This is a genomic window from Rathayibacter rubneri (assembly GCF_023743255.1).
Lineage (GTDB): Bacteria > Actinomycetota > Actinomycetes > Actinomycetales > Microbacteriaceae > Rathayibacter > Rathayibacter rubneri.
Map to the genome: position 1 here is coordinate 1 of NZ_JAMRYM010000060.1, position 22,958 is coordinate 22,958.

Here is a 22,958-nt window from a genome sequence, read left to right on the forward strand (position 1 = left end):
CCCCCGCCACGACGCGGCGAGCGCCGCCCACGCGGCCTCCTCGCCGTCGTCGCGCCGGGACCGGCGCCGCTCGCCCGAGCGACGGGAGGCGGGCACGCCGCGCAGGAGCGCCTCCGTGACGTCGCCGCCCCGAGCGGCCTCGAGCGCGACCGAGCGCAGCAGCCTCCTCCGACGAGCGGCCGGGGCCGCTCCCGCCTCCCCCGCCGAGGCGAGGTGGCCGAGAGCGGACGCCGGTGCCACCCCTGCGGCCAGGAGCACCGAGAGCCGGTGCACGACCGCGGCGACCTCGTCCAGGCCGTCCGAGCGCCTCACCGCCGGGACCGGGCGCGCGGGGGCAGCACCCCCTCGTCGATCCGCAGGCGCCCCGCCGCGTCCACGGCGAAGCACCCCCAGGACGACAGCCGCCGCCGCCCGTCGCGCCGCTCGAGGTGCAGCACGAGATCCAGAGCGCTCACCGCCTGGCGGGCGACCGCCTCCGGTCCGAGCCCCGCCAGGGCGCCGAGCGCCTCCAGCCGCGCCGGCACGTCGGCGAGGGAGTTGGCGTGGATCGTGCCGGCCCCGCCGTCGTGACCGGTGTTCAGCGCGGCGAGCAGCTCCCGGAGCTCCGCGCCGCGGCACTCGCCGAGCACCAAGCGGTCGGGGCGCATGCGCAGCGCCTCGCGAACGAGCCGGTCCAGGCCCACGCCCCCTGCCCCTTCGAGGTTCGGCTGGCGGGACTCGAGCGAGACGACGTGCGGATGCGCGGGCCGGAGCTCCCCCACGTCCTCGATCGCGACGATGCGCTCGTGCGGGGGCGCGCAGCCCAGCAGCGCCTGGAGCAGGGTGGTCTTGCCGGAGCCGCCCGCCCCCGAGACGAGCAGGTTCCACCGCGAGGCGACGGCGCGGCGCAGGAGCGAGTCCTGCCGCTCGTCCACCATGCCCGCCGAGCGCAGGTCGTCGAGGCTCCAGGCCGCGGACTGCGGCACTCGCACCGAGATGAGCGCTCCCGCCGTCGCGACGGGAGGGAGCACGACGTGCACGCGGACCCCGTGCCGCAGCCGGACATCGACGCACGGGCTCGCCTCGTCCACGTGCCGGCCCCCCGCCGCGACGAGAGACACGGCCAGGCGGCGCACCGCCGCCGCGTCGAGTCGCCACTCGGGCTCCCGCACGGCGCCGCCCCCGCGGTCGACCCAGAGACCCGCACCGCCGTTGACGAAGAGGTCCGTGACGGCGGGATCCGCGGCGAACGGCGCGAGCAGCCCGAGGGCGGCGGCACCGGGGCGCACGACGGCCGGCGACGCAGGCGCACGCGGGGCGTCGCCCCGGTACGCAGCAGGGACGAGCGGGACGAAATCGGCGATCATCCCGGCACGGTAGAGCGGACAACGGCTCGAACGCCCGGGCCGATCCGGATCGGTGGAGGCGAGCCGGATGGACGACGATGGGGAGGACGACCGAGGCGCGCCGGTACCCCGGGCCCGCGAGCCCGAGGCTCCAGCGGCGATCCCGCCTCACGGTGCAGCGACTGCACGGGGCGTTGAAAAAAGGGGGCGGCACCCATTGGGGGGAACAGGTGCCGCCTCGGCGGCGCGGGATTGGGGGGAATCACTTGCGCCGCTGAGACCGAAGTTCATTCGGCCGTATGCAACAGTACGGCACAGCGCCCCGATCGCCAAGCTCCGATCCCGCATTCGAGCGACTCTCGCCGATAACCGACGAGTGCCGCGTGAGTGGCAGGCGCCTCCGCGGTCTCCGCTGCGCGCTACGGTGGAGCGAGATCGGCCGGCAGCGGCCGTGCCGGTGCACTCGCGAAGGAGCGAATCGCAGATGACCACTCCCCCGGACGACCTCGCGGCCCCGGCCTCCGAGACCATCGACAACCTCCTCCACGAGACGCGGCGATTCCCGCCCCCCGCCGAGTTCGCCGCGCAGGCCGTCGCGACCGCGCACCTCTACGACGAGGCCGCCGCCGACCGCCTCGGCTTCTGGGCCGACCGCAGCCGCGAGCTGCTGCACTGGCACCGTCCGTTCACGCGCACCCTCGACTGGAGCGAGGCGCCCTTCGCGAAGTGGTTCGACGACGGCGAGCTCAACGTCGCCTACAACTGCCTCGACCGGCACGTGCTCGCCGGTCACGGCGACCGTGTCGCGATCCACTGGGAGGGCGAGCCCGGCGACACGCGCACCCTCACCTACGCGCAGCTCACCGCCGAGGTGAAGCGCGCCGCCAACCTCCTCACCAGCCTCGGCGTCCACGCGGGTGATCGCGTCGCGATCTACCTCCCGATGATCCCGGAGGCGGTGATCGCCATGCTCGCCGTCGCCCGGATCGGCGCGGTCCACTCCGTGGTCTTCGGCGGCTTCAGCGCCGAGAGCCTCCGCGCGCGCATCGACGACGCCGAGGCGAAGCTCGTCATCACCGCCGACGGCGGCTGGCGCAAGGGCTCGGTCTTCCCGCTCAAACCCGCGGTCGACGCCGCCCTCGCGATCGGCGGCGACGACTCCCCCTCCACCGTCGAGCACGTGCTCGTCGTGCAGCGCGGCGGCAACTCCGTCGAGTGGCGGGAGGGCCGGGATCTGTGGTGGCACGAGGAGATCGTCGCGGTCGACGCCGACCACACGGCGCGCGCGTTCCCCGCCGAGCAGCCCCTCTTCATCCTCTACACGAGCGGCACGACCGGGAAGCCCAAGGGGATCCTGCACACCAGCGGGGGCTACCTCACCCAGGTCGCCTACACGCACCGCGCGGTGTTCGACCTGCATCCCGAGACCGACGTCTACTGGTCGACCGCGGACGTCGGCTGGATCACCGGCCACAGCTACGTCGTCTACGGTCCGCTCGCCAACGGAGCGACCCAGGTGATGTACGAGGGCACCCCCGACACGCCCCACACCGGCCGCTGGTGGGAGATCGTCGAGAAGTACGGAGTGACGATCCTGTACGCGGCGCCCACGGCCATCCGCTCGTTCATGAAGCTGGGTCGGCAGATCCCGCAGCGCTTCGACCTCTCGAGCCTGCGGCTGCTCGGGTCGGTCGGCGAGCCGATCAACCCGGAGGCGTGGGTCTGGTACCGCGACGTCATCGGAGGCGGGCGAACGCCGATCGTCGACACGTGGTGGCAGACAGAGACCGGCGCGATGATGGTCTCGCCGCTGCCCGGGGTGACGACTCTCAAGCCCGGCTCGGCGCAGGTGCCCCTCCCCGGGATCTCGATCGACGTCGTCGACGAGGCCGGGCGCTCCGTCGGTCAGGACTCCGGCGGCCTGCTCGTGATCACGGAGCCCTGGCCCGCGATGCTCCGCGGCATCTGGGGCGACCCGGAGCGCTACGTCGAGACCTACTGGTCGAAGTTCGGCGACCGCTACTTCGCCGGCGACGGCGCGCGGCGGGACCGCGACGGCGATCTCTGGCTGCTGGGCCGCGTCGACGACGTGATGAACGTCTCCGGACACCGGCTCTCGACGGCCGAGATCGAGTCGGCCCTCGTCTCGCACCCGGTCGTCGCCGAGGCAGCGGTCGTGGGCGCGGCCGACGAGGCCACCGGCCAGGCGGTCGTCGCGTTCGTCATCGCCAAGGCGAGCCAGGCGGAGTCGCTGGCGGGCGGGCACGACGAGCTGGTCGCGACGCTCAAGGCGCACGTCGCCGAGCACATCGGAGCGATCGCCCGGCCGAAGCGCATCCTGATCGTCCAGGAGCTCCCCAAGACCCGCTCGGGCAAGATCATGCGCCGGCTGCTGCGCGACGTGGCGGAGGGACGCGCCGTGGGCGACACGACGACCCTCGCGGACACGCAGGTCATGACGATCATCTCGTCCGCGGTCGCCGCGGACTGAGAGCGGGGCCCGGGATCTCCCGGGCCCCGCCGACGGGATCAGGCGAAGGCGACGACCAGCTCGACCTCGACGGGAGCGCCGAGCGGGAGCTCCGCGACTCCGACGGCCGAGCGCGCGTGGCGGCCGGCCTCCCCGAAGACGTCTCCGAGCAGTTCGGAGGCCCCGTTGATCACTCCGGGCTGGCCGGTGAACCCGGAGGCGGAGGCGACGAAGCCGGTGAGCTTGACGATGCGCGTGACGCGGTCGAGGGAACCGATGGCGTCGGCGACCGCGGCGAGGGCGTTGAGCGCGCAGACGCGGGCGAGCGCCTTCGCCTCCTCGGGGTCCACGAGACCGTCGCCCGAGCCGACCTTCCCGATCGCGGGCAGGGCGCCGTCGACGAAGGGGATCTGCCCGGCGGTGAAGACGAGGTGCTCGTGCACCACGGCGGGCACGTACGCGCCCGCGGGGGCGGCGACGGCGGGCAGCTCGATCCCGAGCTCGGCGAGGCGCTCCGCGACGGAGGGCCCGCTCACGCGCCGGCCTCGACGACGGGGCGCTTGAGGTAGGCGACGAGCCCGCCCTCGGGACCGGTCACGATCTGCACCAGCTCCCACCCCTCGGAGCCCCAGGTGTTCAGGATCGCCGTGGTGTTGTGGATCATCAGCGGGGTGGTGACGTACTCCCAGCGCGGAACGGACATGGCTCTCCTCGAGTGAAGGGCGCGCCGCCGCGAGGCGGTGCGGGCGGACGTCGGCCGCGTCCGGTGCGGTCGCGGCGACTACGCTGATTCTATGTCGGGGGCAGGCGGGACCAGGGTCGTCAAGTCGATCGGAGGCGCCGTGGGCGGCCTGATCGGAGTGGTGGCGATGAGCGTCATCGCGGGGGTCCTGGTGGCCGCGTCGATCACCCCGGCGATCGCGCTCGGGGGCATGGCCGCGAACAACGGCGTGCAGATGTTCGACAACCTCCCCGGGTACCTCGAGATCGGCACCCTCGCCGAGAAGAGCAACATCTACGCGAAGGACGCCGCCGGCCAGGACGTCCTGCTCGCGTCCTTCTACGCGCAGAACCGGGTCGAGGTCGGCTGGGACGACATCTCGCCGTTCGTGAAGGACGCCGTCGTCGCCTCCGAGGACCCGCGCTTCTACGAGCACGGCGGCATCGACCTGCTCGGCACCGTGCGCGCCGCCGCGACGACCGCCGTCGGCGGACGGGTGCAGGGCGGCTCCTCCATCACCCAGCAGTACGTGAAGAACGTGCTCGTGCAGAAGGCGGAGGCCCTCTCGGATCCGATCGAGCGCGACGCCGCCTACCGCGAGGCGACCGAGACGACCCCGGAGCGCAAGGTCGCAGAGATGCGGCTGGCCATCGGCCTCGAGAAGCAGTACCCCAAGAACGACATCCTGCTCGGGTACCTCAACATCGCGCTGTTCGGAGGAACGGTCTACGGCATCGAGGCCGCCGCGAACTACTACTTCGGCATCAGCGCGCGCGACCTGAGCCTCGCGCAGTCCGCGGCGCTCGTCGCGATCGTCAACAACCCCGAGAAGTTCCGCTTCGACCGGCCGGGCGACCCCGCCAATCCCGCCGCCGAGGGGTATCCCGAGACGCTCAACCGGCGCAACTACATCCTCGCGCAGATGAACAAGGAGTCGAAGGCGACTCCGGAGCAGATCGCCGAGGCGGCCGCGACCCCGGTGGCCCCCGCGATCACCGAGCCCAGCACCGGCTGCCAGACCGCGGGCATCGCCGCGTTCTTCTGCGACTACGTCACCTGGGTGATCAAGAACGACGACGCCTTCGGGGCGAGCCAGGACGAGCGCGACGCGACGTTCAAGCGCGGCGGCTACCAGATCTACACGACCCTCGACACGGAGCTGCAGCAGGCCGCGGTCTCGGCCACGGACGCCTGGGTCCCCAAGTCGATGGCGTCCGTCGACATCGGCAGCTCGAGCGTCTCGGTCGAGGTCGGCACGGGCCGGATCCTCGCGATGACGCAGAACAAGGACTACTCCAACGACCCGGACGTCGCCGGCGCCAACTACACGAGCGTCAACTACAGCACCGACTTCGGCTACGGCGGATCCTCCGGCTTCCAGGTCGGGTCGACCTACAAGGTGTTCACGCTCGCCGAGTGGCTGCAGGAGGGGCGCTCGCTGGGCGAGAGCGTGAACGGCGCGCGCCGGGCCTACACGAACTTCCGCGACAGCTGCGAGCCCGACGGGATCTACTACGGCGAGTCGTGGGACCCCAAGAACGACGAGGGCGGCGACGGCGGCGTGTACTCGGTCGTGGACGCCACGAAGGGCTCGATCAACACGGGCTTCGCGGCGATGGCCGAGCAGCTCGACCTCTGCGGCATCCGCAACACGGCGCTCGCGATGGGCGTGCATCGCGCCGACGGGACCGAGCTGCAGAAGTTCGCCCCGACGATCCTCGGCACGAACGAGATCGCTCCGCTGACCATGGCGACCGCGTTCGCGGGCTTCGCGAACAAGGGCACCGTCTGCACCCCGGTGGCCATCGACCGGATCGTCGACCGCTCCGGCGCCGACGTCGCCCCGCCGACCTCGGAGTGCACGCAGGGGCTGTCCGAGAAGGTCGCGGCCACCGCCGACTTCGCCCTGCAGCAGGTCATGACCGGAGGGACGGGCCGCGCGTCGGCCACCGGGACCGGCATCCCGCACATCGGCAAGACCGGCACCACCGACAACGCGGTGCACACCTGGATGGTCGGCGCCAGCACCGAGGTCGCGACGGCGACCTGGGTCGGCAACGTCGTCGGCAAGACCTCGATGCGCGGACTGCGCCTGAACGGCGTGAACGCCGGGCAGGTCCGTCATCAGATCTGGCCGAGGATCATGCGGGTCGCCGACGCGAAGTACGGCGGCACGGCGTTCCCCTCCCCGGAGCGCTCGCTCGTCGACGTGCCGCAGGAGGCGGTCCCCGAGGTCTCGGGCCAGAACCCGGCCGCCGCGGCCGAGCGCCTGCGCCAGCTCGGCTTCACCGTCACCGTCGACCCGGCCCGCGTGCCCTCCGACCGGCCCGCGGGGTCCGTCGCCGGGACGAACCCCCCTGCCGGCTCCCGCGTCGCGCGGGGCACGGCGATCGTGCTGAAGGTGAGCGCCGGGGCGACGCCGGCACCGACGCCCGGAGGCTGATCCCCTCCCACCGGGTGCCCGGCGGGGTCGTGCAGAATGAACGCGGTCGCGCCTCGCGACAGGACGCTCGAGAGAAGGACACATGACCGGACGCAGCCGACGCCCCCTGACCACCGCTCTCGCGACCGTCGCCGCGGCCGGCACCGCCGCCGCGGTCTGGGGGATCGGCATCGAGCGGACGATGTTCACCGTCCGCCGCATCAGCGTCCCCGTCCTGCCCGAAGGCTCGGTGCCGCTGCGGATCCTGCACCTCTCGGACCTGCACATGGCGCCCTGGCAGTCGAAGAAGCTGGAGTGGCTGCGCTCCCTCGTCGCGCTCGCCCCCGATCTCGTCGTCGACACGGGCGACAACCTCGGCCACCGCGACGGGGTCCTCGGGATCCGGCGCGCCCTCGAGCCGTTCGCCGGGATCCCGGGCGTGTTCGTGCACGGGTCCAACGACTACTTCGGTCCCCGGGTGAAGAACCCGCTGCGCTACTTCCGCGGACCCTCGAAGAACCCTCAGGCGCATCAGAGCGATCTCGACACCGCCTCGCTGAGCCGCTTCTTCTCGGACGATCTGGGCTGGACCGACCTCAACAACACCGCCACGAGCATCGAGGTGCGCGGCACCCGGATCGAGTTCTTCGGCGTCGACGACCCGCACATCTCGCGGGACAGGATCGACCTGGTCGCCGGCGCCGTCGACGAGCTCCGCGCGTCCGAGGAGGGGTCCGCCGACGTCAGCATCGGAGTGGCGCACGCCCCCTACCAGCGGGTGCTCGACGACTTCGTCGCGCGCGGCGCCGAGGTGATCCTCGCGGGCCACACGCACGGCGGGCAGGTGTGCGTCCCGGGCTTCGGCGCCCTCGTGACCAACTGCGACATCCCCCGTGACAAGGTGGCCGGCTTCACGACGTGGGACAACGGCCTGCGCAGCTCCTACCTCAACGTCTCGGCGGGGGTCGGCACGTCGATCTACGCGCCCGTGCGCTTCGCCTGCCGCCCCGAGGTGACGCTCGTCACGCTCGAGCCCGCACGCTGATCGAGCCGTTCCGCCGGGGTCGCGCGTCGCGCCGATCGGGCCGTTCTTGCGGGCCGTGAATATCGGCTATCATTGACGAGGTTCGCACGCGTCAGCGGTGCGAGCACTCCACCGGGGTGTGGCGCAGCTTGGTAGCGCGCCTCGTTCGGGACGAGGAGGTCGTGGGTTCGAATCCCGCTACCCCGACCGGTGAGAAGCCCGGCCAGGATCCATGATCCGGCCGGGCTTCGTCGTTCCCGGGCTTCGTCGATCCCCGGCTTCGTCGTTCCCGGCTACGTCGTTCCCGGCGCACCGGTCGCGCGGTGCTCGGGCGCTGCTCCGGATCGCCACGATCGGCGACTCCCGCCGGATGCGCCGCCGATCCGCGCTCCAGCCCGCGGGCACAGGAAGGGCGGTGCAGACTGGAGGACCGTCGACGGGGCCGGCCCTCGTCCGTCCTCGGTCGCCGCCGGCGATCCCCTCCGAGAGGAGCACCGTGACCCGGTCCCTCACCCGTCTGACCGTCGCCGTCGGCGTGCCCTACCTCGGCGCGCTCGCCGCGATCGCGTTCTGGCCCGTCCCGGTCGACTCCGGCCTGAGAGGCGGCCTCGGGCGGCTCCTCGCCCGGCTCGACCGCCTGGGCCTCGGCTTCGTCGACTACGACCTGATCGAGCACGCCGCGAACGTGGCGCTCTTCGTGCCCCTCGGACTCCTGGTGGCCCTGCACCTCCGGGCCCGCTGGGCCGGGCTCGCCGTCCTGCTCGGAGCGGTCACGAGCATCCTCATCGAGACGGGGCAGCTGCTCTGCCTCGAGGCGCGCTACGCGCGGGCCGACGACGTGCTGATGAACACGATGGGAGCCGCCCTCGGAACCCTGCTCGGGATGCTCCTGCGCGCCCTCCTGCGCCGCAGGGAGCGACGGCGACGAGCGGAGTGGGACCTCGCCTTCGCGCACCTCCCCGCGCGCGGAGAGGACCGCGGGCGAGCGCTGGGGTGATCCCGGAACCCGAAGGCGCCGCCGCGACGCATCGACCGGTGCCCGGACGGACGACGACGCCGAAGGGCGGAGAGGGCTCCGGCTCGCGCCGGCCCTCCTCCGACCTCCGGCGTCGTGGTGGTGTGCTCCGGGTCAGCGGCCGAGGCCGCGGTACTCCCAGCCGGCGGCGCGCCACGCGGCGGGGTCGAGGCAGTTGCGGCCGTCGACCACGAAGCGGTTCGCGACGAGGTCGCCCACGACGGACGGGTCCAGCGCGCGGAACTGCTTCCACTCGGTCACGACGACGACGGCGTCGGCACCGCGCAGGGCCTCGTCGATGTCGGTCGTGTAGGTGACGTCGGGGTAGCGGCGCTTCGCGTTCTCGATCGCCTCGGGGTCGGTGGCGACCACGGTCGCGCCGAGGTCGTGGAGGCGGGCCGCGACGTCGAGCGACGGCGAGTCGCGGACGTCGTCCGACTCCGGCTTGAAGGCGAGACCGAGCACGGCGACGCGCTTGCCCTCGACCGAGCCGCCGAGGCCCTCGGCGACCAGGTCGACCACTCGCTGGCGTCGGCGCAGGTTGATCGCGTCGACCTCCTTGAGGAAGGCGACGGACTCGCCGACGCCCAGCTCCTCGGCGCGGGCCGAGAAGGCTCGGATGTCCTTCGGGAGGCATCCGCCGCCGAAGCCGATGCCGGCGTTGAGGAAGCGGCGGCCGATGCGCACGTCGTGGCCGATCGCGTCGGCGAGCTGCGTGACGTCGGCGCCGGTGACCTCGGCGATCTCGGCGATGGCGTTGATGAACGAGATCTTGGTCGCGAGGAAGGCGTTGGCCGAGACCTTCACCAGCTCGGCCGTCGCGTAGTCGGTGACGACGAGGGGGGTGTCGGCGGCCAGCGCGGTCGCGTAGACCTCGTCGAGCACGGCCTTGGCGGCGGCACCCGCGTCGGTGGACGGGACGCCGTAGACGAGGCGGTCGGGGCTGATGGTGTCCTGGACGGCGAAGCCCTCGCGGAGGAACTCCGGGTTCCAGACGAGTGTCGCACCGGTCGGGGCGATCATCTCGGCGAGGCGCGCGGCGGTGCCGACCGGGACGGTCGACTTGCCGACCACGATCGAGTCCGGGGTGAGGTACGGCAGGAGGCCCTCGAAGGCGGCGTCGACGAAGCGCATGTCGGCCGCGTTCTCACCCGGCTTCTGCGGGGTGCCCACGGCGACGAAGTGCACGGCGGCACCCGCCGCGTCGGCGGTGGTGGTCGAGAACCGGAGCCGACCGGAGGCGACGCCAGCGGACAGCAGCTCGGGCAGGCCCGGCTCGAAGAACGGAGCGGTGCCGGCGGCGAGGGCGTCGATCTTCGCCTGGTCCACATCGATGCCGATGACGTCGTGGCCGAGCTCGGCCATCGCGGCGGCGTGGACGGCTCCGAGGTAGCCGCAACCAATGACAGAAAGCTTCACAGGGGTTCTCCGAATCGTGGACGTGGTGGGTGTCGCGTCGGCGACGGCGGGCAGAGGGAGGTTCTGGGGAGCGGCGGGGTGCGCAGGAGCGCTCTACCGCCGCGCCAATGCTCTCAGATCGCGGGAGATGTCGGAGACGGCTCCCGCGATCTCGGCGGCGACCCGCGCGTGCGTGGCCTCGCTGCGGCCGATCGGATCGTCGATGTCGTCGCCTCCGTCGGCCCGCGGAGCACGCCCGCGATGGGCCGCGGCGAGCCGGACGACGGTGCGCAGGCGCACCGCGGGATCGTCGACGGCCGGGATCGGCACCTCGGCGATGACGAACGGCAGCACCCGGGCGAACTCGAGCAGCGTGAAACCGCGCAGGAGGATCGAGGGGAACCTCCTCGCCGCGTCGACGAGGTGCTCGCGGGTCATCGTCAGCATGACGTCGGCCTCGGCGACGAGCTCCTCGGTGAGCCGGGCGCTTGCGTGGCCGGCGGGCTCGCCGCCGTACTCCGCGCTCAGCCGGGACGAGACCGGGTCCATCGGATGGCCGTCCCTCGTCTGCACTCCGGCGCTGCGGAGGGAGAAGAGCGGCCCTCCCGCCGGTGACGTCGCTTCCGCGAGCGAGTGCCGGAGGAGCTGCTCCGCCATCGGCGACCGGCAGATGTTCCCGGTGCAGACGGACAGGATCGTGAAGACCGGAGCCTCCGAGGCCGCCGCCGGCTCGGAGGGCCGCCAGCCCCGTCGGACCCGACGCGATCCGTCGTCTCCCGAGAACGTCATGCCCGGCCGATCAGACGGCGCTCGGCGCGGGGGCGGTCGGGTTCTCGGCCCGCGCCCCCGACCGCTCGGAGCCGTAGTAGCTCGTGTAGTAGTAGCCGTAACCGCGGCCGACCTGACCGCGGGGCGGGACGCGGTTGAGGATCACGCCGAGGGTGTGGCCGCTCACGCGCTCGAGGTTCTGGATGGCCTTGCCGAGCTCGTCCGTCGTCGTCTTCCCCGCCGAGATCACGACGAGCGCGCCGTCGGTGCGGGCGGTCAGGATCGCACCGTCGGTCACGGGGAGCAGCGGAGGAGCATCGACGATGACGATGGCCTCGCGGGCGATCTCGTGCAGGAGGATGTCCATCCCGTTCGAGCCGAGCAGCTCGCTCGGGTTGGGCGGGATCGACCCGGCGCCGAGGATCCAAAGATTGCCGGAGGGGCCCCACGGCTGCAGGACGTCCTGGAGCTCGGCCTTGCCGATCAGCAGGTCGGTCAGGCCCACGCCCGGGACGAGGCCGAAGGACTTCGCGACGGTGGGCTTGCGGAGGTCGCCGTCGACGACGACCGTGCGCTGGCCGGAGGCGGCGAGGGTGACGGCGAGGTTCGCGGTCACCGTCGACTTGCCGTCGGAGGGCAGGGGGCTGGTGACGACGATGATGCGCGGCGGGCTGTCGACGTTCATGAACTGGAGGTTCGTGCGCAGCTCGCGGAGCGCCTCGGCCAGCGCGTGCTTGCCGTCGGACGCGACGTAGTCCGTGGTGTCGGCCTCCGGCACGATGCGGTTGGTCTCGTTGAGCCGCTTGTCGACGGGCAGCGTGCCGACGACCGGGAGGTCGAACAGGCGCTCGACCATCTCGGCGGTGCGGATGCGGCGGTCGAGCGTGTTGCGGACGAAGGCGTAGACGAGCCCGAGCACGAGGCCGACGAGCGCGCCGACGGCCAGGACGAGGCGGAGGTTCGGGAAGTCGGGCGAGCTCGGCAGCGCCGCGGACTGGACGACCGACAGGCCGACGGTGTCGCCGACGCCGGTCTCCTGATTGACCTGCTGGATGCGCGTGGCGAGGGCCGAGACCCAGGCGTCGGCGAGCTTCTGCGCGCCCTCGGGCGTCGAGGCGGTGGCCTGGACGGTCATGACGGGTGCGGTCGTCTCGGAGGTCACCGTGATCGCCGAGATGAGCGAGGACGCACTGAGGTCGAGGCCGAGGTTCGTGATGGCGATCTCGGCCACGTCGCGGGAGGTGGCCAGCGGCAGGTAGGTCTGGAGGCTCGACCGCGCGACGGTGTCGGCGATCTGGCGGGAGTAGATCGCCTGGCTCTCGTCGCCGCCCGCAGCGACCTTCGCCGAGACGATGCCCTGGGAGTCGGCGACGTAGCGGGGCTTCTGGGTCAGGGACCAGCCGAAGGCCACCAGGGTGCCGAGGAGGATCGCTGCGACGATCGCCAGCCAGTGATCACGGAGAAGTCGGAGGACGTCTCTAAGTTCCACAGTGTCAAGTTCCTTCACTGGTTCGGATCGAGGCGCGACCGTCGGAGACGGTGAGCCCTGGAATTGTTACACAGCCGTGTATCCGCGCTGTTTCGCGGCGCATCAGGTGTGCACCCCGTCGGGGGTGGGCCGTGCGGGACTCCTCCTCGTCATCACCCCGAGCGCGACGAGCTCGTCGACCGCCGCGCCGACGGCCTCCCGCGGGTCCACTCCGTCGGGTGCACCGCCCACGTCCGCGAGCACGGCGGCGACGAGGTCGTCCCCGCCTACTCCGCTGCCGACGAGGCGCCAGACGGACGGGCCGATCCCGGAGAGGCGGACGAGGGTTCCCGCGCAGAAGACGAGCAGCTCGCCGGAGGGCGTGAGGAGCGCGTCGTCGGCCGGTGCGCACGCGAGGTCGGCCTCGTCGCCCGCCCCCTCCGGCAGCGGGAGCGCCAGCACCTCGTCCCAGATCGACGGAGCGGGGACGTCGAGCGACGAGAAGAGCTGCTCGACGAGGTCGAGCGCCGCCGCGGACTCGGAGTACACGAGCCGGCGGACCCCTCCGAGCGCGCGCAGCGTCTCGACGAGGTGCAGGATCGGGCGCGGACGGGCCGAGAGGTAGGAGGTCTGCGGCACGAGGTCGTCCACCGCCTCGGTCGGATCGACCGGCTCGAGGAAGGGCTCCGCCACCCCGGGGCGACGGTCCAGCAGGACCACTCCGGCGAGCACGAGGGGGGCGGCGGGACGGGGCAGGAGTCCGAGACCGCCGGGCGCGAGCTGCGCCTTGGGCGCGGTCCCGGTCAGCGGCTTGACCGAGAGCGGCTTGGGGTACGGCACCACGGCGCCGTCCTCCGCGACCGCGACGGTCTCGTCGGTCACGTAGCCGAACCGGCTCCCGAGGGCCCGCGCCATGGTGGTCTTGCCGGTGCCGGACGCCGCGACGAAGGCGAGGACGCGGCCGGACCCGTCGGCGACGCCGCAGGCGTGCAGCATCAGGAGGTCGTGGCGGCGGACGCCGATCGCCTGCACGGTGAGGGTCGAGGTCAGCGACTCCTCCAGCTGGGCGACGGAGTCGGCGAGGACGCCGACGCCGTCACCGCTCGGGCGCGAGGGCAGGACATCGGCGTGGACGACCTGCCCTCCACCCGCGGCCGGGACGAGGCACTCCGCCCAGCTGGCGGTGATCCGCTCGACGTCCCGGTCGGAGAGGCCGCGGCCGAACACCACCCGGAACGGCACGTCGAGGACCGAGACGGCCATGCTCCGCTCCGGAGTCGCGTGGTGCGTGCCGCTCAATACGCGCCGTCTCGGGCGAGCACGGCACGCGCCGTCTTGAAGAGGATGATCAGGTCGCCCGTCATCGACCAGTTCTCGACGTAGTAGAGGTCGAGGCGGACGGTGTCCTCCCACGACAGGTTGGAGCGGCCGCTGACCTGCCAGAGGCCGGTGATGCCCGGCTTCATGAGGAAGCGGCGGTGGACGTGCTCCTCGTACTGCTCGACCTCGCGGGCCAGCGGCGGGCGCGGTCCGATGAGGGACATGTCGCCGCGGAAGACGTTGAGGAACTGGGGCAGCTCGTCGAGGCTGAAGCGGCGCAGCACGGTGCCGACCTTGGTGACGCGCGGGTCCTTCGCCATCTTGAAGAGGACGCTGTTGCCCTCGTCGCGCTGCTGCGCGGCCAGCGCGGCGAGGCGGGCCTCGGCGTCGACCACCATCGAGCGGAACTTGAGCATCTCGAAGGTCGCGCCGTTCAGCCCGATCCGCTCCTGGCGGAAGAGGATCGGGCCGGGGCTCGTCGTCTTGACGAGGATCGCGACGACGATGAGCACCGGGGCGCTCAGGATGATCAGGAGCGTCGACGCGGCGATGTCGAAGAGGCGCTTGGCGAAGCGCTGGCGCCCGTCGAAGCGGGGCGTCTCGACGTGGATGAGCGGCAGGCCCGCCACCGGGCGGGTGTGGATCCGCGGACCGCCGATGTCGGTGAGGCTGGGGGCCACGACCAGGTGCTCGCGGCCGGGCTCCAGCGTCCAGCTGAGCTCGCGGATGCGCTGGGGGGCGAGCTCGTCCGAGCTGGTGACGACCACCGTGTCGGCCCCGGTCGCATCCATGACGGCGCGGACGCCGTCGACGTCGGTGAAGCCGTGGACCGCCAGGCCCTTCAGCTCGTCGTCGGCGAGGAGCGCCTCCGCTCCCCCCGGCGAGGTCGAGACCGCGCCGACGAGCTTGTAGCCCGCCTCGGTGCCGCGGCGCAGCTCGCGGGCGGTGTGCAGGACGCTCGCACGCGACCCCAGGAGCACGACCTGGTTGGCGAAGCGGCCCTGGCGGCGCTGCCGCGTGAGCCAGGCCCGCCAGCCGAGACGGCCGACGCAGATGAGCAGGATCCCGGCGGGGAACGCGGTGATGATGTAGCCGCGCGCCAGGAGGATCTGCAGGAGGTAGGCGATGATCGCCACGATGCCGAACAGCCAGATGGAGGCGTCGACTATGCGACGGTACTCGACGTAGCCGGTGCCGATGATCCGCCGGTCGCGGGTGTCGAAGACCTGCAGGGCGATGAGCCAGCCGAGCACCAGGATGACGGAGACCCACGCGTAGGTGATGGGGATCTCGACCGGGTTGTTGAACCCGACGTCGGAGCCCAGATCGAGGTCGAACCAGAAGAGCTGGGTGCCGAGGACGGAGACGAGGATCGCGATGATGTCCGTCGCCAGGAGTCGCCGACGGTAGTCCTGCTCCCAGGACGTTCCGCGCTTCGGAGTGGTCTCCTGCGCCGCCATCGATCCCCCCGACCTCTCCTCGTGCTCCGAAAGGCGTAGTTCCGTTTCCGGTGATGTCACGCCCGCAAGGCTACCCACTAGTTCGTTTCGCGTGGGTGACGCGACAGCGAGGATGCCTCGGGGACTCCGCCGCGCAGCCGGCCCCGGCTCTCCTGCAGGTAGCAGGATCCGCAGAGCGACTCGTACGTGACGGACGCGCCGTCGATGGCGACCTGGTCGCCGTCGAAGACGAAGCGGCCGTCCACGACGCGACCGTTGAAGATCGCCTTGCGCCCGCACCGGCAGATCGTCTTCAGCTCCTCGAGGCTGTGCGCGATCTCGAGGAGGCGCCTGCTGCCCGGGAATGCGGCCGTCCGGAAGTCGGTGCGGATGCCGTAGGCCAGGACCGGCACGTTCTCGAGGATCGCGATCCGCAGCAGATCGTCGACGTGCGACTCGGGCAGGAACTGCGCTTCGTCGACGAGGAGCGCGCTCACGTCGCGCGCCGACTCGGCCAGGGTGCGGGCGCGCGCGGCGGTGAAGACGGCCACCGGGTCCTCGTCCGGGCGGAAGAGGATGTCCACCGGACGGGTGACTCCGAGTCGCGACACGATGAGCTCCTCGCCCTTCGTGTCGACCGACGGCTTGGCGAGCAGGACGCGGTGTCCGCGCTCCTCGTAGTTGTGCGCGGCCTGCAGGAGCGAGGTGCTCTTGCCGCTGTTCATCGCTCCGTAGCGGAAGTACAGCTTGGCCATCAGGTCTCCTCGGGGCTGGTGCGGGGGGCGCGGCTCACTCGAGGAATCCGTCCTCGGCGGCGCGCCGGATGAGCTCTGCGCGGCGGCTCGCTGGTCGGCCCACCTTGGCGTACTTCTGGCGCACACGGCGCAGATAGGTCTTCGCGGTCTCGAACTGCACGTGCATCGCGGCGGCGACCTCCGGCGTGCTGGCGCCGCCGACGTACAGCCGGAGCGCCTCCAGCTCCCCCGCGCTCAGCTTCGGGCGCTGCTGCGCGGCGACCCCGATGGGCAGCGGGCGCCACTGCGTCGCGGATCCGGCGTTCGAGCGCATCTCCATCGCGGAGCGCGCGCTCTCCATCACGTCCCGCATGGGCTGGGACTTGGCGAGGTGCCTGGCCGCTCCCGCGCGGAGGCACCGGTCGCGGACCTCGTCGTCCTCCCGCTCGGACAGCACGATCACGGTCGCCCCCGCGGCTCGGCAGGTGCGGATCCGCGCCTCGATCGAGATGGGCTCGCCCAGCTCGAAGTCCATGATGACGACCTGGGTCGGGAACACGGTGCTCGTGACGAGCTCCATCCAGGTGCCGGCGCTGACGACGAGGTCGAAATCGGGCGCGTTGGCCGCGATCCAGCTGCTCATGCTGTCGAGCAGGAGCTCGTGGTCGTCGAGGATCCCGAGGCGCACGGGGCGGCGGGGCTCGTCGTCGGCGCTCCGAGCGGAGGAGCCGGGCGAGGGCTCGCCGGAGCGGGTCACCATGCGTCGATCCTATCGGCGCGACGGGGGTCAGAAGAGGGTCGGCTGACCGACGCCCGGCAGGATCGACGCCCGCTCGGCTCCGAGCTCCTCGGCGAGCAGCCCCCCGTGCTGGAGCGGCCGACGATCGCCGCCGAGCACCTTCAGCATCCCGAGTCCGGACGAGCGCACGGAGCCGGTCGCCGGATCCTCCCTCCCCTGCTCGAGGCGGTGGGCGCGCATCAGGGGCCTGATGCGATCGGCCAGCCAGCGCCGGTACTCCTTCGGAGCGTAGGCCGAGCTGCCGGGGTAGAGGGAGCGGTAGCGCTCGAGCAGCTCGGGGTGCTCGTGGGCGAGCCACTGCAGGAACCACTCCTTCACCCCGGGCTTGAGGTAGAGCGTGGAGTACAGGATCGACGTCGCCCCCGCCTCGCGGCACGCGCGCAGCGACGCATCCAGGTGCGCCGTCGTGTCGGTGAGGAACGGGAGGATCGGCATCAGGAACACGGAGCAGTCGAAACCGGCCTCGCGCGCGGCGGTGACCGTCGCGAGCCTGGCCGCCGCCGTGGGCGCACCCGGCTCGACGGAGCGCTGGAGATCCTCGTCGTAGACGGCGATGGAGACGCCGAGGTCGACGGGGACGTGCTCCGCCGCCTCCTTCAGCAGCGGCAGATCGCGACGGAGCAGCGTGCCCTTGGTGAGGATCGAGAGCGGCGTGCCGGACGCCGCGAGGGCCGCGATGATGCCCGGCATGAGGCGGTAGCGCCCCTCCGCCCTCTGGTAGGGATCGGTGTTGGTGCCCAGGGCCACCGGGTGCCGCCCCCAGCTCGGCCGGGCGAGCTCTCGCGTGAGCACCTCGGCGACGTTGACCTTCACGACGATCTGCGAGTCGAAGTCGCGGCCGCCGTCGAACTCGAGGTACTCGTGGGTCGGGCGGGCGAAGCAGTAGGTGCAGGCGTGGGTGCACCCGCGCATCGGGTTGATGGTCCAGCCGAACGGCATCTTCGACGAGGTGTGCACCCGGTTGAGCGCCGACTTCGCCAGCACCTCGTAGAACGTGATGCCGTCGAACTCGGGGGTGCGGGTCGTCCGCACGAGATCCGTCAGCCGCACGAGGCCGGGCAGGGCGCTCTCGTCGGCCGCGCTCATCGACTGCCCGCTCCACCTCATGGAGCCATTAGAACATACGTTCGAACCTCGCGGGTCGATCGACGCAGGATCGCGACCGGCCCGGAGGCGGAGGTCAGACGGAGGCGCCCAGGGCGAGCGTCTCGGCGGTCGCCGCGACCGTGCGCTCGGCCGCATCCGGAGCGTCGTTCAGGGTCGAGCCGTAGCTCGGGATGAGCGAGCGGATGCGCGGCTCCCAGCCCTTCAGCTCGTCCGGGAAGCAGCGCTGGAGCACGTCGAGCATGATCGGGACGGCGGTCGAGGCGCCCGGCGAGGCGCCGAGGAGCCCGGCGATGGTGCCGTCGGCCCCGGTGATGACCTCGGTGCCGAACTGCAGCACTCCGCCCTTCTTCTCGTCCTTCTTCATCACCTGGACGCGCTGCCCGGCGGTGATGAGGTACCAGTCCTCGGACCGGGCCGTCGGCAGGAACTCGCGCAGCGCCTTCATCTTCTTGCCGCGGCCGGCGACGACCTCGCCGAGGAGGTACTTCATCAGGTCGAGGTTGTCGCGGGCGACGGCGAGCATCGGGCCGATGTTGTGCGGACGGATCGAGAGCGGCAGGTCGAGCCACGAGCCTCGCTTGAGGAACTTGGGCGTGAATCCGGCGTAGGGGCCGAAGAGGAGCGACGCCTCGCCGTCGACGACCCGGGTGTCGAGGTGCGGCACCGACATCGGCGGCGCGCCGACGGCGGCCTTGCCGTAGACCTTCGCCTGGTGGCGGGCGACGATCTCGGGGTTGTCGGTGCGGAGGAACTGCCCCGAGATGGGGAAGCCGCCGAAGCCCTTGATCTCGGGGATCCCGGACTTCTGCAGCAGATGCAGGGCTCCGCCGCCCGCGCCGACGAAGACGAAGCGGGCGAGGACGCGCTTGGGCGTGCTGCCCACGAGCTGCTTGAGATCGAGCTGCCAGAGTCCGTCCTTGCGGCGGCGGATGTTCGTGACCTCGTGGCCGGTGTCGAGGGTGCCGCCGTTGCCGACCACGTGGTCGAAGAGCTGATGGGTGAGAGCGCCGAAGTCGACGTCGGTGCCCGCCGGGATGCGGGTCGCCGCGTACGGCCCGCCGCCCGCGGGACGCTGCTCCATCAGCAGGGGCGCCCACTCGTGGATCGTCTTGATGCTCTCCGTGAACTCCATGCCGGCGAAGAGCGGCTGGTCCTTCAGCGCCTCGTAGCGCTTGCGGAGGTACTCGACGTTGGCCTCGCCGTGCACGAACGTCATGTGCGGAGCGGCGTTGATGAAGCTCGAGGGCTCGCGGATCGCCCCGGCCTCGACGAGGCTCGCCCAGAACTGGCGCGAGATCTGGAACTGCTCGTTGATCTGGATCGCCTTGGCGGGGTCGACGGAGCCGTCGGCCGCCTCGGGCATGTAGTTCAGCTCGCAGAGGGCGGCGTGGCCCGTGCCCGCGTTGTTCCAGGGGTTCGAGGACTCCTGCGCGACGTCGCCGAGGCGCTCGTAGGCCGCGATCGTCCAGTCGGGCTGGAGCGTGGTCAGGAGGGCTCCGAGCGTGGCGCTCATGATGCCCCCTCCGATGAGGGCGACGTCGACCGGTTCCGAGGAGTTCACGAGAATCGAGTTTACCGTCGCGGGAGGGTCGGCAGCCCGGACGGGGGGCCGCACCGTCATTAAATTCGCGGCTTTTCGACGCGGCCGCCGACGGCGCCGCACGGGCTCTAGCGGTCGGCTCGGTCCGGGCGGCGCCGCAGCGCCGTCAGGAGGAGGCGGGACGCGAGGCGATCAGCTCGGCGATCTGCACGGCGTTCAGGGCGGCGCCCTTGCGCAGGTTGTCGTTGCTGATGAAGAACGCGAGACCGCGGCCCTCGGGGGCGCCCTCGTCGGCGCGGATGCGGCCGACGTAGCTCGGGTCGGTGCCGGCGGCCACGAGGGGCGTGGGGACCTCGCGCAGCACCACTCCGGGAGCGTCGGCGAGCAGCTCGCGGGCGCGCTCCGGGGTGAGCTCGCGCGAGAACTCGGCGTTCACCGAGAGGGAGTGGCCGGTGAAGACCGGGACGCGGACGCAGGTGCCCGAGACGAGCAGGCCGGGCAGCTCGAGGATCTTGCGGCTCTCGTTGCGGAGCTTCTTCTCCTCGTCGGTCTCGTTCAGGCCGTCCTCGACCAGGTTGCCCGCGAAGGGGATGACGTCGAAGGCGATCGGAGCGACGTAGACGGCCGGGTCCGGGAACGTCACGGCCGAGCCGTCGTGCACCAGGTCGAGGAGGCGCTGGTCGGCGACGGCCGCCTTCGCCTGGCCCGCGAGCTCGTTCGCCCCGGCGAGTCCGCTGCCCGAGACGGCCTGGTACGTGCTGACGATCAGGCGGGTGAGCCCGGCCTCGGCGTCGAGCACCTTGAGGATCGGCATCGCGGCCATCGTCGTGCAGTTGGGGTTGGCGATGATGCCCTTGACGGCCTGATCGATCGCGTGCGGGTTGACCTCGCTGACCACGAGCGGGACCTCGGGGTCCATCCGCCAGGCGCTGGAGTTGTCGATGACGAGGGCACCGGCGGCGGCGAAACGCGGGGCCTGCGCGCGGGAGCCGGTCGCTCCGGCCGAGAAGAGCGCGATGTCCAGGCCCGACGGGTCGGCCGTCTCGACGTCCTCCACGACGACGTCCTCGCCGCGGAACGGCAGGGTCGTGCCGGCCGAGCGCGCGGTGGCGAAGAAGCGGATCGAGGCGATCGGGAAGTCGCGCTCCTCGAGGAGGCGGCGCATCACCTTGCCGACCTGTCCGGTCGCGCCGACGACGCCCACGTGGAGGGGGGTGCTGCTCATGCTCTGCTCTTTCGTCCGGGCGGTGGGGCCGCCGCTCGTTCGGTCCGGGAGGGGTCCCGCGGGAGCGGGTACCGGTGAGAAGGTACCGGGCGGGGAGTGCTCTCCGCGCCCGGCCCCGCGCGATCGGCGGAATCGCGGGGGTGGGTGGCCGTCAGCGGCCGGTGCCGGCGTAGACGACGGCCTCGTCCTCGCCGTCGAGCCCGAAGGCGGTGTGCACGACGCGGAGCGCCTCGTTCACCGTGTCGGCGCGCGTGACGACCGAGATGCGGATCTCGCTGGTCGAGATCATCTCGATGTTGATACCGGCCTCGAAGAGCGAGCGGAAGAGCTTGGCCGAGACTCCGGCGTTGGTGCGCATGCCGGCGCCCACGAGCGCGAGCTTCGCGATCTGGTCGTCGTACTGCAGCGACTGGAAGCCGACGTCGTCCTTCTCGGCGTTGAGCGCCATCAGGACGGTCTGGCCGTCGGCCTTGGGCAGCGTGAAGGAGATGTCGGTGAGCCCGGTCGACGCGGCCGACACGTTCTGCACGATCATGTCGATGTTCGATCCGGTCTTCGCGACGATCGTGAAGATCTGGGCGGCCTTCCCCGGGATGTCGGGCACGCCGACCACGGTGATCTTGGCCTCGTTCAGGTCGGCGGCGACGCCGGCGATGATGGGCTCTTCCACGGTCTGTCCCTTCTCGGTGCCGGCTGCTCCGGCGTTGTAGACGATGGTGCCCTCGTTGGGGCTGAACGAGGAGCGCACGTGGAGCGTGACCCCGTGCCTCCGCGCGAACTCGACGGCGCGGATGTGCAGGACCTTGGCCCCGGCGGCGGCGAGCTCGAGCATCTCCTCGCTGGAGATGCGGTCGAGCTTGCGCGCGCGCTTCACCACGCGGGGGTCGGCGGTGAAGACGCCGTCGACGTCGGTGTAGATCTCGCAGGTGTCCGCGCCGAGGCCGGCGGCGAGCGCGACGGCCGTGGTGTCGGAGCCGCCGCGGCCGAGCGTCGTGATGTCCTTGGTGTCGCGATTGAAGCCCTGGAATCCTGCCACGATGACGACGGCGTTCTCGTCGAGCGCCTCGCGCAGGCGCACCGGCGTGATGTCGACGATGCGGGCGGCTCCGTGCTGGGCGTCGGTGATCATGCCGGCCTGGCTGCCGGTGAAAGAGCGGGCCTCGTAGCCCATGCTCTTGATGGCCATCGCGAGCAGCGCCATCGAGATGCGCTCACCCGAGGAGAGGAGCATGTCGAGCTCGCGGGGCGCCGGGATCGGGGTGACCTGGTGGGCGAGCTCGAGGAGGTCGTCGGTGGTGTCGCCCATGGCCGAGACGGCCACGACGACGTCGTTGCCGGCCTGCTTGGTGGCGACGATCCGCTTCGCGACGCGCTTGATGCTCTCCGCGTCGGCGACGGAGGACCCGCCGAACTTCTGGACGATCAGGCTCACGTGCTGCTCCCGGGTCGGTGGCTGGGGGCCGTCGCGACCCGACGAAGGAGTCTACCGGCGGGCGCATGCGCGAGGGGCCATGTTCCGCGTCGCCGGCTCGTCTCCTCCGGCGTCAGTTCTCGACGAGGCGGCGGCCCTCGAAGGCGCGGCCGAGGGTGATCTCGTCGGCGTACTCGAGGTCGCCTCCGACGGGCAGACCCGAGGCGAGGCGGGTGATGCGGATGCCGAGGGTGCTGAGCATGCGCGAGAGGTAGGTGGCGGTCGCCTCGCCCTCGAGGTTGGGGTCGGTCGCGATGATGACCTCCTGCACCTCGCCGTCGGCCAGACGCTGCAGGAGCTGGCGGATGCGGAGCTGGTCCGGGCCGATGCCGTCGATCGGGCTGATCGCTCCGCCGAGCACGTGGTACAGCCCTCGGAACTCGCGCGTGCGCTCGATGGCGGGGACGTCCTTCGCCTCCTCCACGACGCAGATGACGGCGCGGCTGCGGCGCGGATCGCGGCAGATGCCGCACGTCGCCTCCTCGGCCACATTGCCGCAGATGTCGCAGAAGTGCACGCGGCCCCGCAGCTCGAGGAGGATCTCGGCCAGACGGGTCACGTCGAACGTCTCTGTCTGCAGGATGTGGAACGCGATGCGCTGCGCGGACTTGGGGCCGATGCCGGGGAGCCGGCCGAGCTCGTCGATCAGCTCCTGGACGATGCCTTCGTACATGCGGTCGCCTCCTCTCGGTGGGGGCGGACGGGGTGGGGG

General features: G+C 71.8%; 19 protein-coding genes, 1 tRNA gene and 1 pseudogene. 5 read left to right on the forward strand and 16 right to left on the reverse strand.

What is annotated here, in order from left to right:
* Positions 1–312, reverse strand: a pseudogene (locus NB037_RS13015) (hypothetical protein); the annotation flags it as partial.
* Positions 309–1,346, reverse strand: coding sequence for a TadA family conjugal transfer-associated ATPase (locus NB037_RS13020; protein ID WP_251946395.1), 1,038 nt, complete (start codon positions 1,344–1,346; stop codon positions 309–311). The pseudogene NB037_RS13015 and the gene NB037_RS13020, both read right to left, overlap by 4 nt.
* A 463-nt stretch (positions 1,347–1,809) precedes the next feature.
* On the opposite strand from NB037_RS13020, the gene acs reads away from it, so the two are divergent.
* Positions 1,810–3,816 carry an acetate--CoA ligase gene (acs, locus tag NB037_RS13025; RefSeq protein WP_251946397.1) on the forward strand — a complete coding sequence of 669 codons (2,007 nt, stop codon included), beginning with the start codon at positions 1,810–1,812 and terminating at the stop codon, positions 3,814–3,816.
* 38 nt (positions 3,817–3,854) lie between these two features.
* Here acs and NB037_RS13030 read toward each other — a convergent pair whose 3' ends face one another.
* Together NB037_RS13030 and sp36 are read right to left on the reverse strand one after the other, a co-directional pair.
* A complete protein-coding gene (locus tag NB037_RS13030) occupies positions 3,855–4,331 on the reverse strand; it encodes a RidA family protein (RefSeq protein ID WP_251946399.1) in 477 nt (158 codons plus the stop codon).
* Positions 4,328–4,498 (reverse strand): Sp36 family protein, encoded by a 171-nt coding sequence (sp36, locus tag NB037_RS13035; protein ID WP_194609517.1) that lies wholly within the window; start codon positions 4,496–4,498, stop codon positions 4,328–4,330. The genes NB037_RS13030 and sp36 overlap by 4 nt, the downstream gene beginning before the upstream one ends.
* 91 nt (positions 4,499–4,589) lie before the next feature.
* Here sp36 and NB037_RS13040 point away from each other — a divergent pair, with 91 nt between their 5' ends.
* The 4 genes from NB037_RS13040 (at position 4,590) to NB037_RS13055 (ending at position 8,959) form a co-directional block, all read left to right on the forward strand.
* Positions 4,590–6,959, forward strand: a complete 2,370-nt coding sequence (locus NB037_RS13040; protein WP_251946401.1) for a penicillin-binding protein — start codon at positions 4,590–4,592, stop codon at positions 6,957–6,959.
* 82 nt (positions 6,960–7,041) lie between these two features.
* The gene (locus tag NB037_RS13045) at positions 7,042–7,983 is read left to right on the forward strand and encodes a metallophosphoesterase (RefSeq protein ID WP_251946403.1); all 942 of its coding nucleotides are present in this window, start codon (positions 7,042–7,044) and stop codon (positions 7,981–7,983) included.
* Positions 7,984–8,095: 112 nt separating this feature from the next.
* Positions 8,096–8,169, forward strand: a tRNA-Pro gene (locus NB037_RS13050).
* Positions 8,170–8,458: 289 nt separating this feature from the next.
* Positions 8,459–8,959, forward strand: a complete 501-nt coding sequence (locus NB037_RS13055; protein WP_251946406.1) for a VanZ family protein — start codon at positions 8,459–8,461, stop codon at positions 8,957–8,959.
* Positions 8,960–9,091: 132 nt separating this feature from the next.
* Here NB037_RS13055 and NB037_RS13060 read toward each other — a convergent pair whose 3' ends face one another.
* From NB037_RS13060 to recR, 12 genes are all read right to left on the reverse strand, one after another.
* Entirely contained in the window at positions 9,092–10,396 is a 1,305-nt protein-coding gene (locus NB037_RS13060; RefSeq protein WP_251946408.1) for a UDP-glucose dehydrogenase family protein, read from the reverse strand.
* 93 nt (positions 10,397–10,489) lie between these two features.
* Positions 10,490–11,164, reverse strand: a complete 675-nt coding sequence (locus NB037_RS13065) for an arsenate reductase/protein-tyrosine-phosphatase family protein (RefSeq protein ID WP_251946410.1) — start codon at positions 11,162–11,164, stop codon at positions 10,490–10,492.
* A 10-nt stretch (positions 11,165–11,174) separates the two neighbouring features.
* Positions 11,175–12,632: a tyrosine-protein kinase domain-containing protein gene (locus tag NB037_RS19930; protein ID WP_207406809.1), complete on the reverse strand. Its 1,458-nt coding sequence runs from the start codon at positions 12,630–12,632 to the stop codon at positions 11,175–11,177.
* A 102-nt stretch (positions 12,633–12,734) separates the two neighbouring features.
* Positions 12,735–13,910 carry a hypothetical protein gene (locus NB037_RS13075; RefSeq protein WP_251946411.1) on the reverse strand — a complete coding sequence of 392 codons (1,176 nt, stop codon included), beginning with the start codon at positions 13,908–13,910 and terminating at the stop codon, positions 12,735–12,737.
* Entirely contained in the window at positions 13,907–15,391 is a 1,485-nt protein-coding gene (locus tag NB037_RS13080) for a sugar transferase (protein ID WP_251946412.1), read from the reverse strand. The genes NB037_RS13075 and NB037_RS13080 overlap by 4 nt, the downstream gene beginning before the upstream one ends.
* A gap of 77 nt (positions 15,392–15,468) precedes the next feature.
* On the reverse strand, positions 15,469–16,125 hold the full coding sequence (locus tag NB037_RS13085) for a thymidine kinase (RefSeq protein ID WP_251946413.1): 657 nt from the start codon (positions 16,123–16,125) through the stop codon (positions 15,469–15,471).
* 34 nt (positions 16,126–16,159) lie between these two features.
* Positions 16,160–16,864, reverse strand: coding sequence for a response regulator transcription factor (locus tag NB037_RS13090; protein ID WP_251946414.1), 705 nt, complete (start codon positions 16,862–16,864; stop codon positions 16,160–16,162).
* Between the two features lie 27 nt (positions 16,865–16,891).
* Complete coding sequence (locus tag NB037_RS13095; RefSeq protein WP_251946415.1) at positions 16,892–18,010, reverse strand: Rv2578c family radical SAM protein; 1,119 nt, start codon at positions 18,008–18,010, stop codon at positions 16,892–16,894.
* 73 nt (positions 18,011–18,083) lie between these two features.
* The gene (locus NB037_RS13100) at positions 18,084–19,631 is read right to left on the reverse strand and encodes a malate:quinone oxidoreductase (RefSeq protein WP_279308895.1); all 1,548 of its coding nucleotides are present in this window, start codon (positions 19,629–19,631) and stop codon (positions 18,084–18,086) included.
* 85 nt (positions 19,632–19,716) lie between these two features.
* The gene (locus tag NB037_RS13105) at positions 19,717–20,775 is read right to left on the reverse strand and encodes an aspartate-semialdehyde dehydrogenase (protein ID WP_251946416.1); all 1,059 of its coding nucleotides are present in this window, start codon (positions 20,773–20,775) and stop codon (positions 19,717–19,719) included.
* A 151-nt stretch (positions 20,776–20,926) separates the two neighbouring features.
* Positions 20,927–22,207, reverse strand: a complete 1,281-nt coding sequence (locus NB037_RS13110) for an aspartate kinase (RefSeq protein ID WP_251946417.1) — start codon at positions 22,205–22,207, stop codon at positions 20,927–20,929.
* Between the two features lie 112 nt (positions 22,208–22,319).
* Entirely contained in the window at positions 22,320–22,919 is a 600-nt protein-coding gene (gene recR / locus NB037_RS13115) for a recombination mediator RecR (RefSeq protein WP_104222157.1), read from the reverse strand.
* Positions 22,920–22,958: the final 39 nt, after the last annotated feature.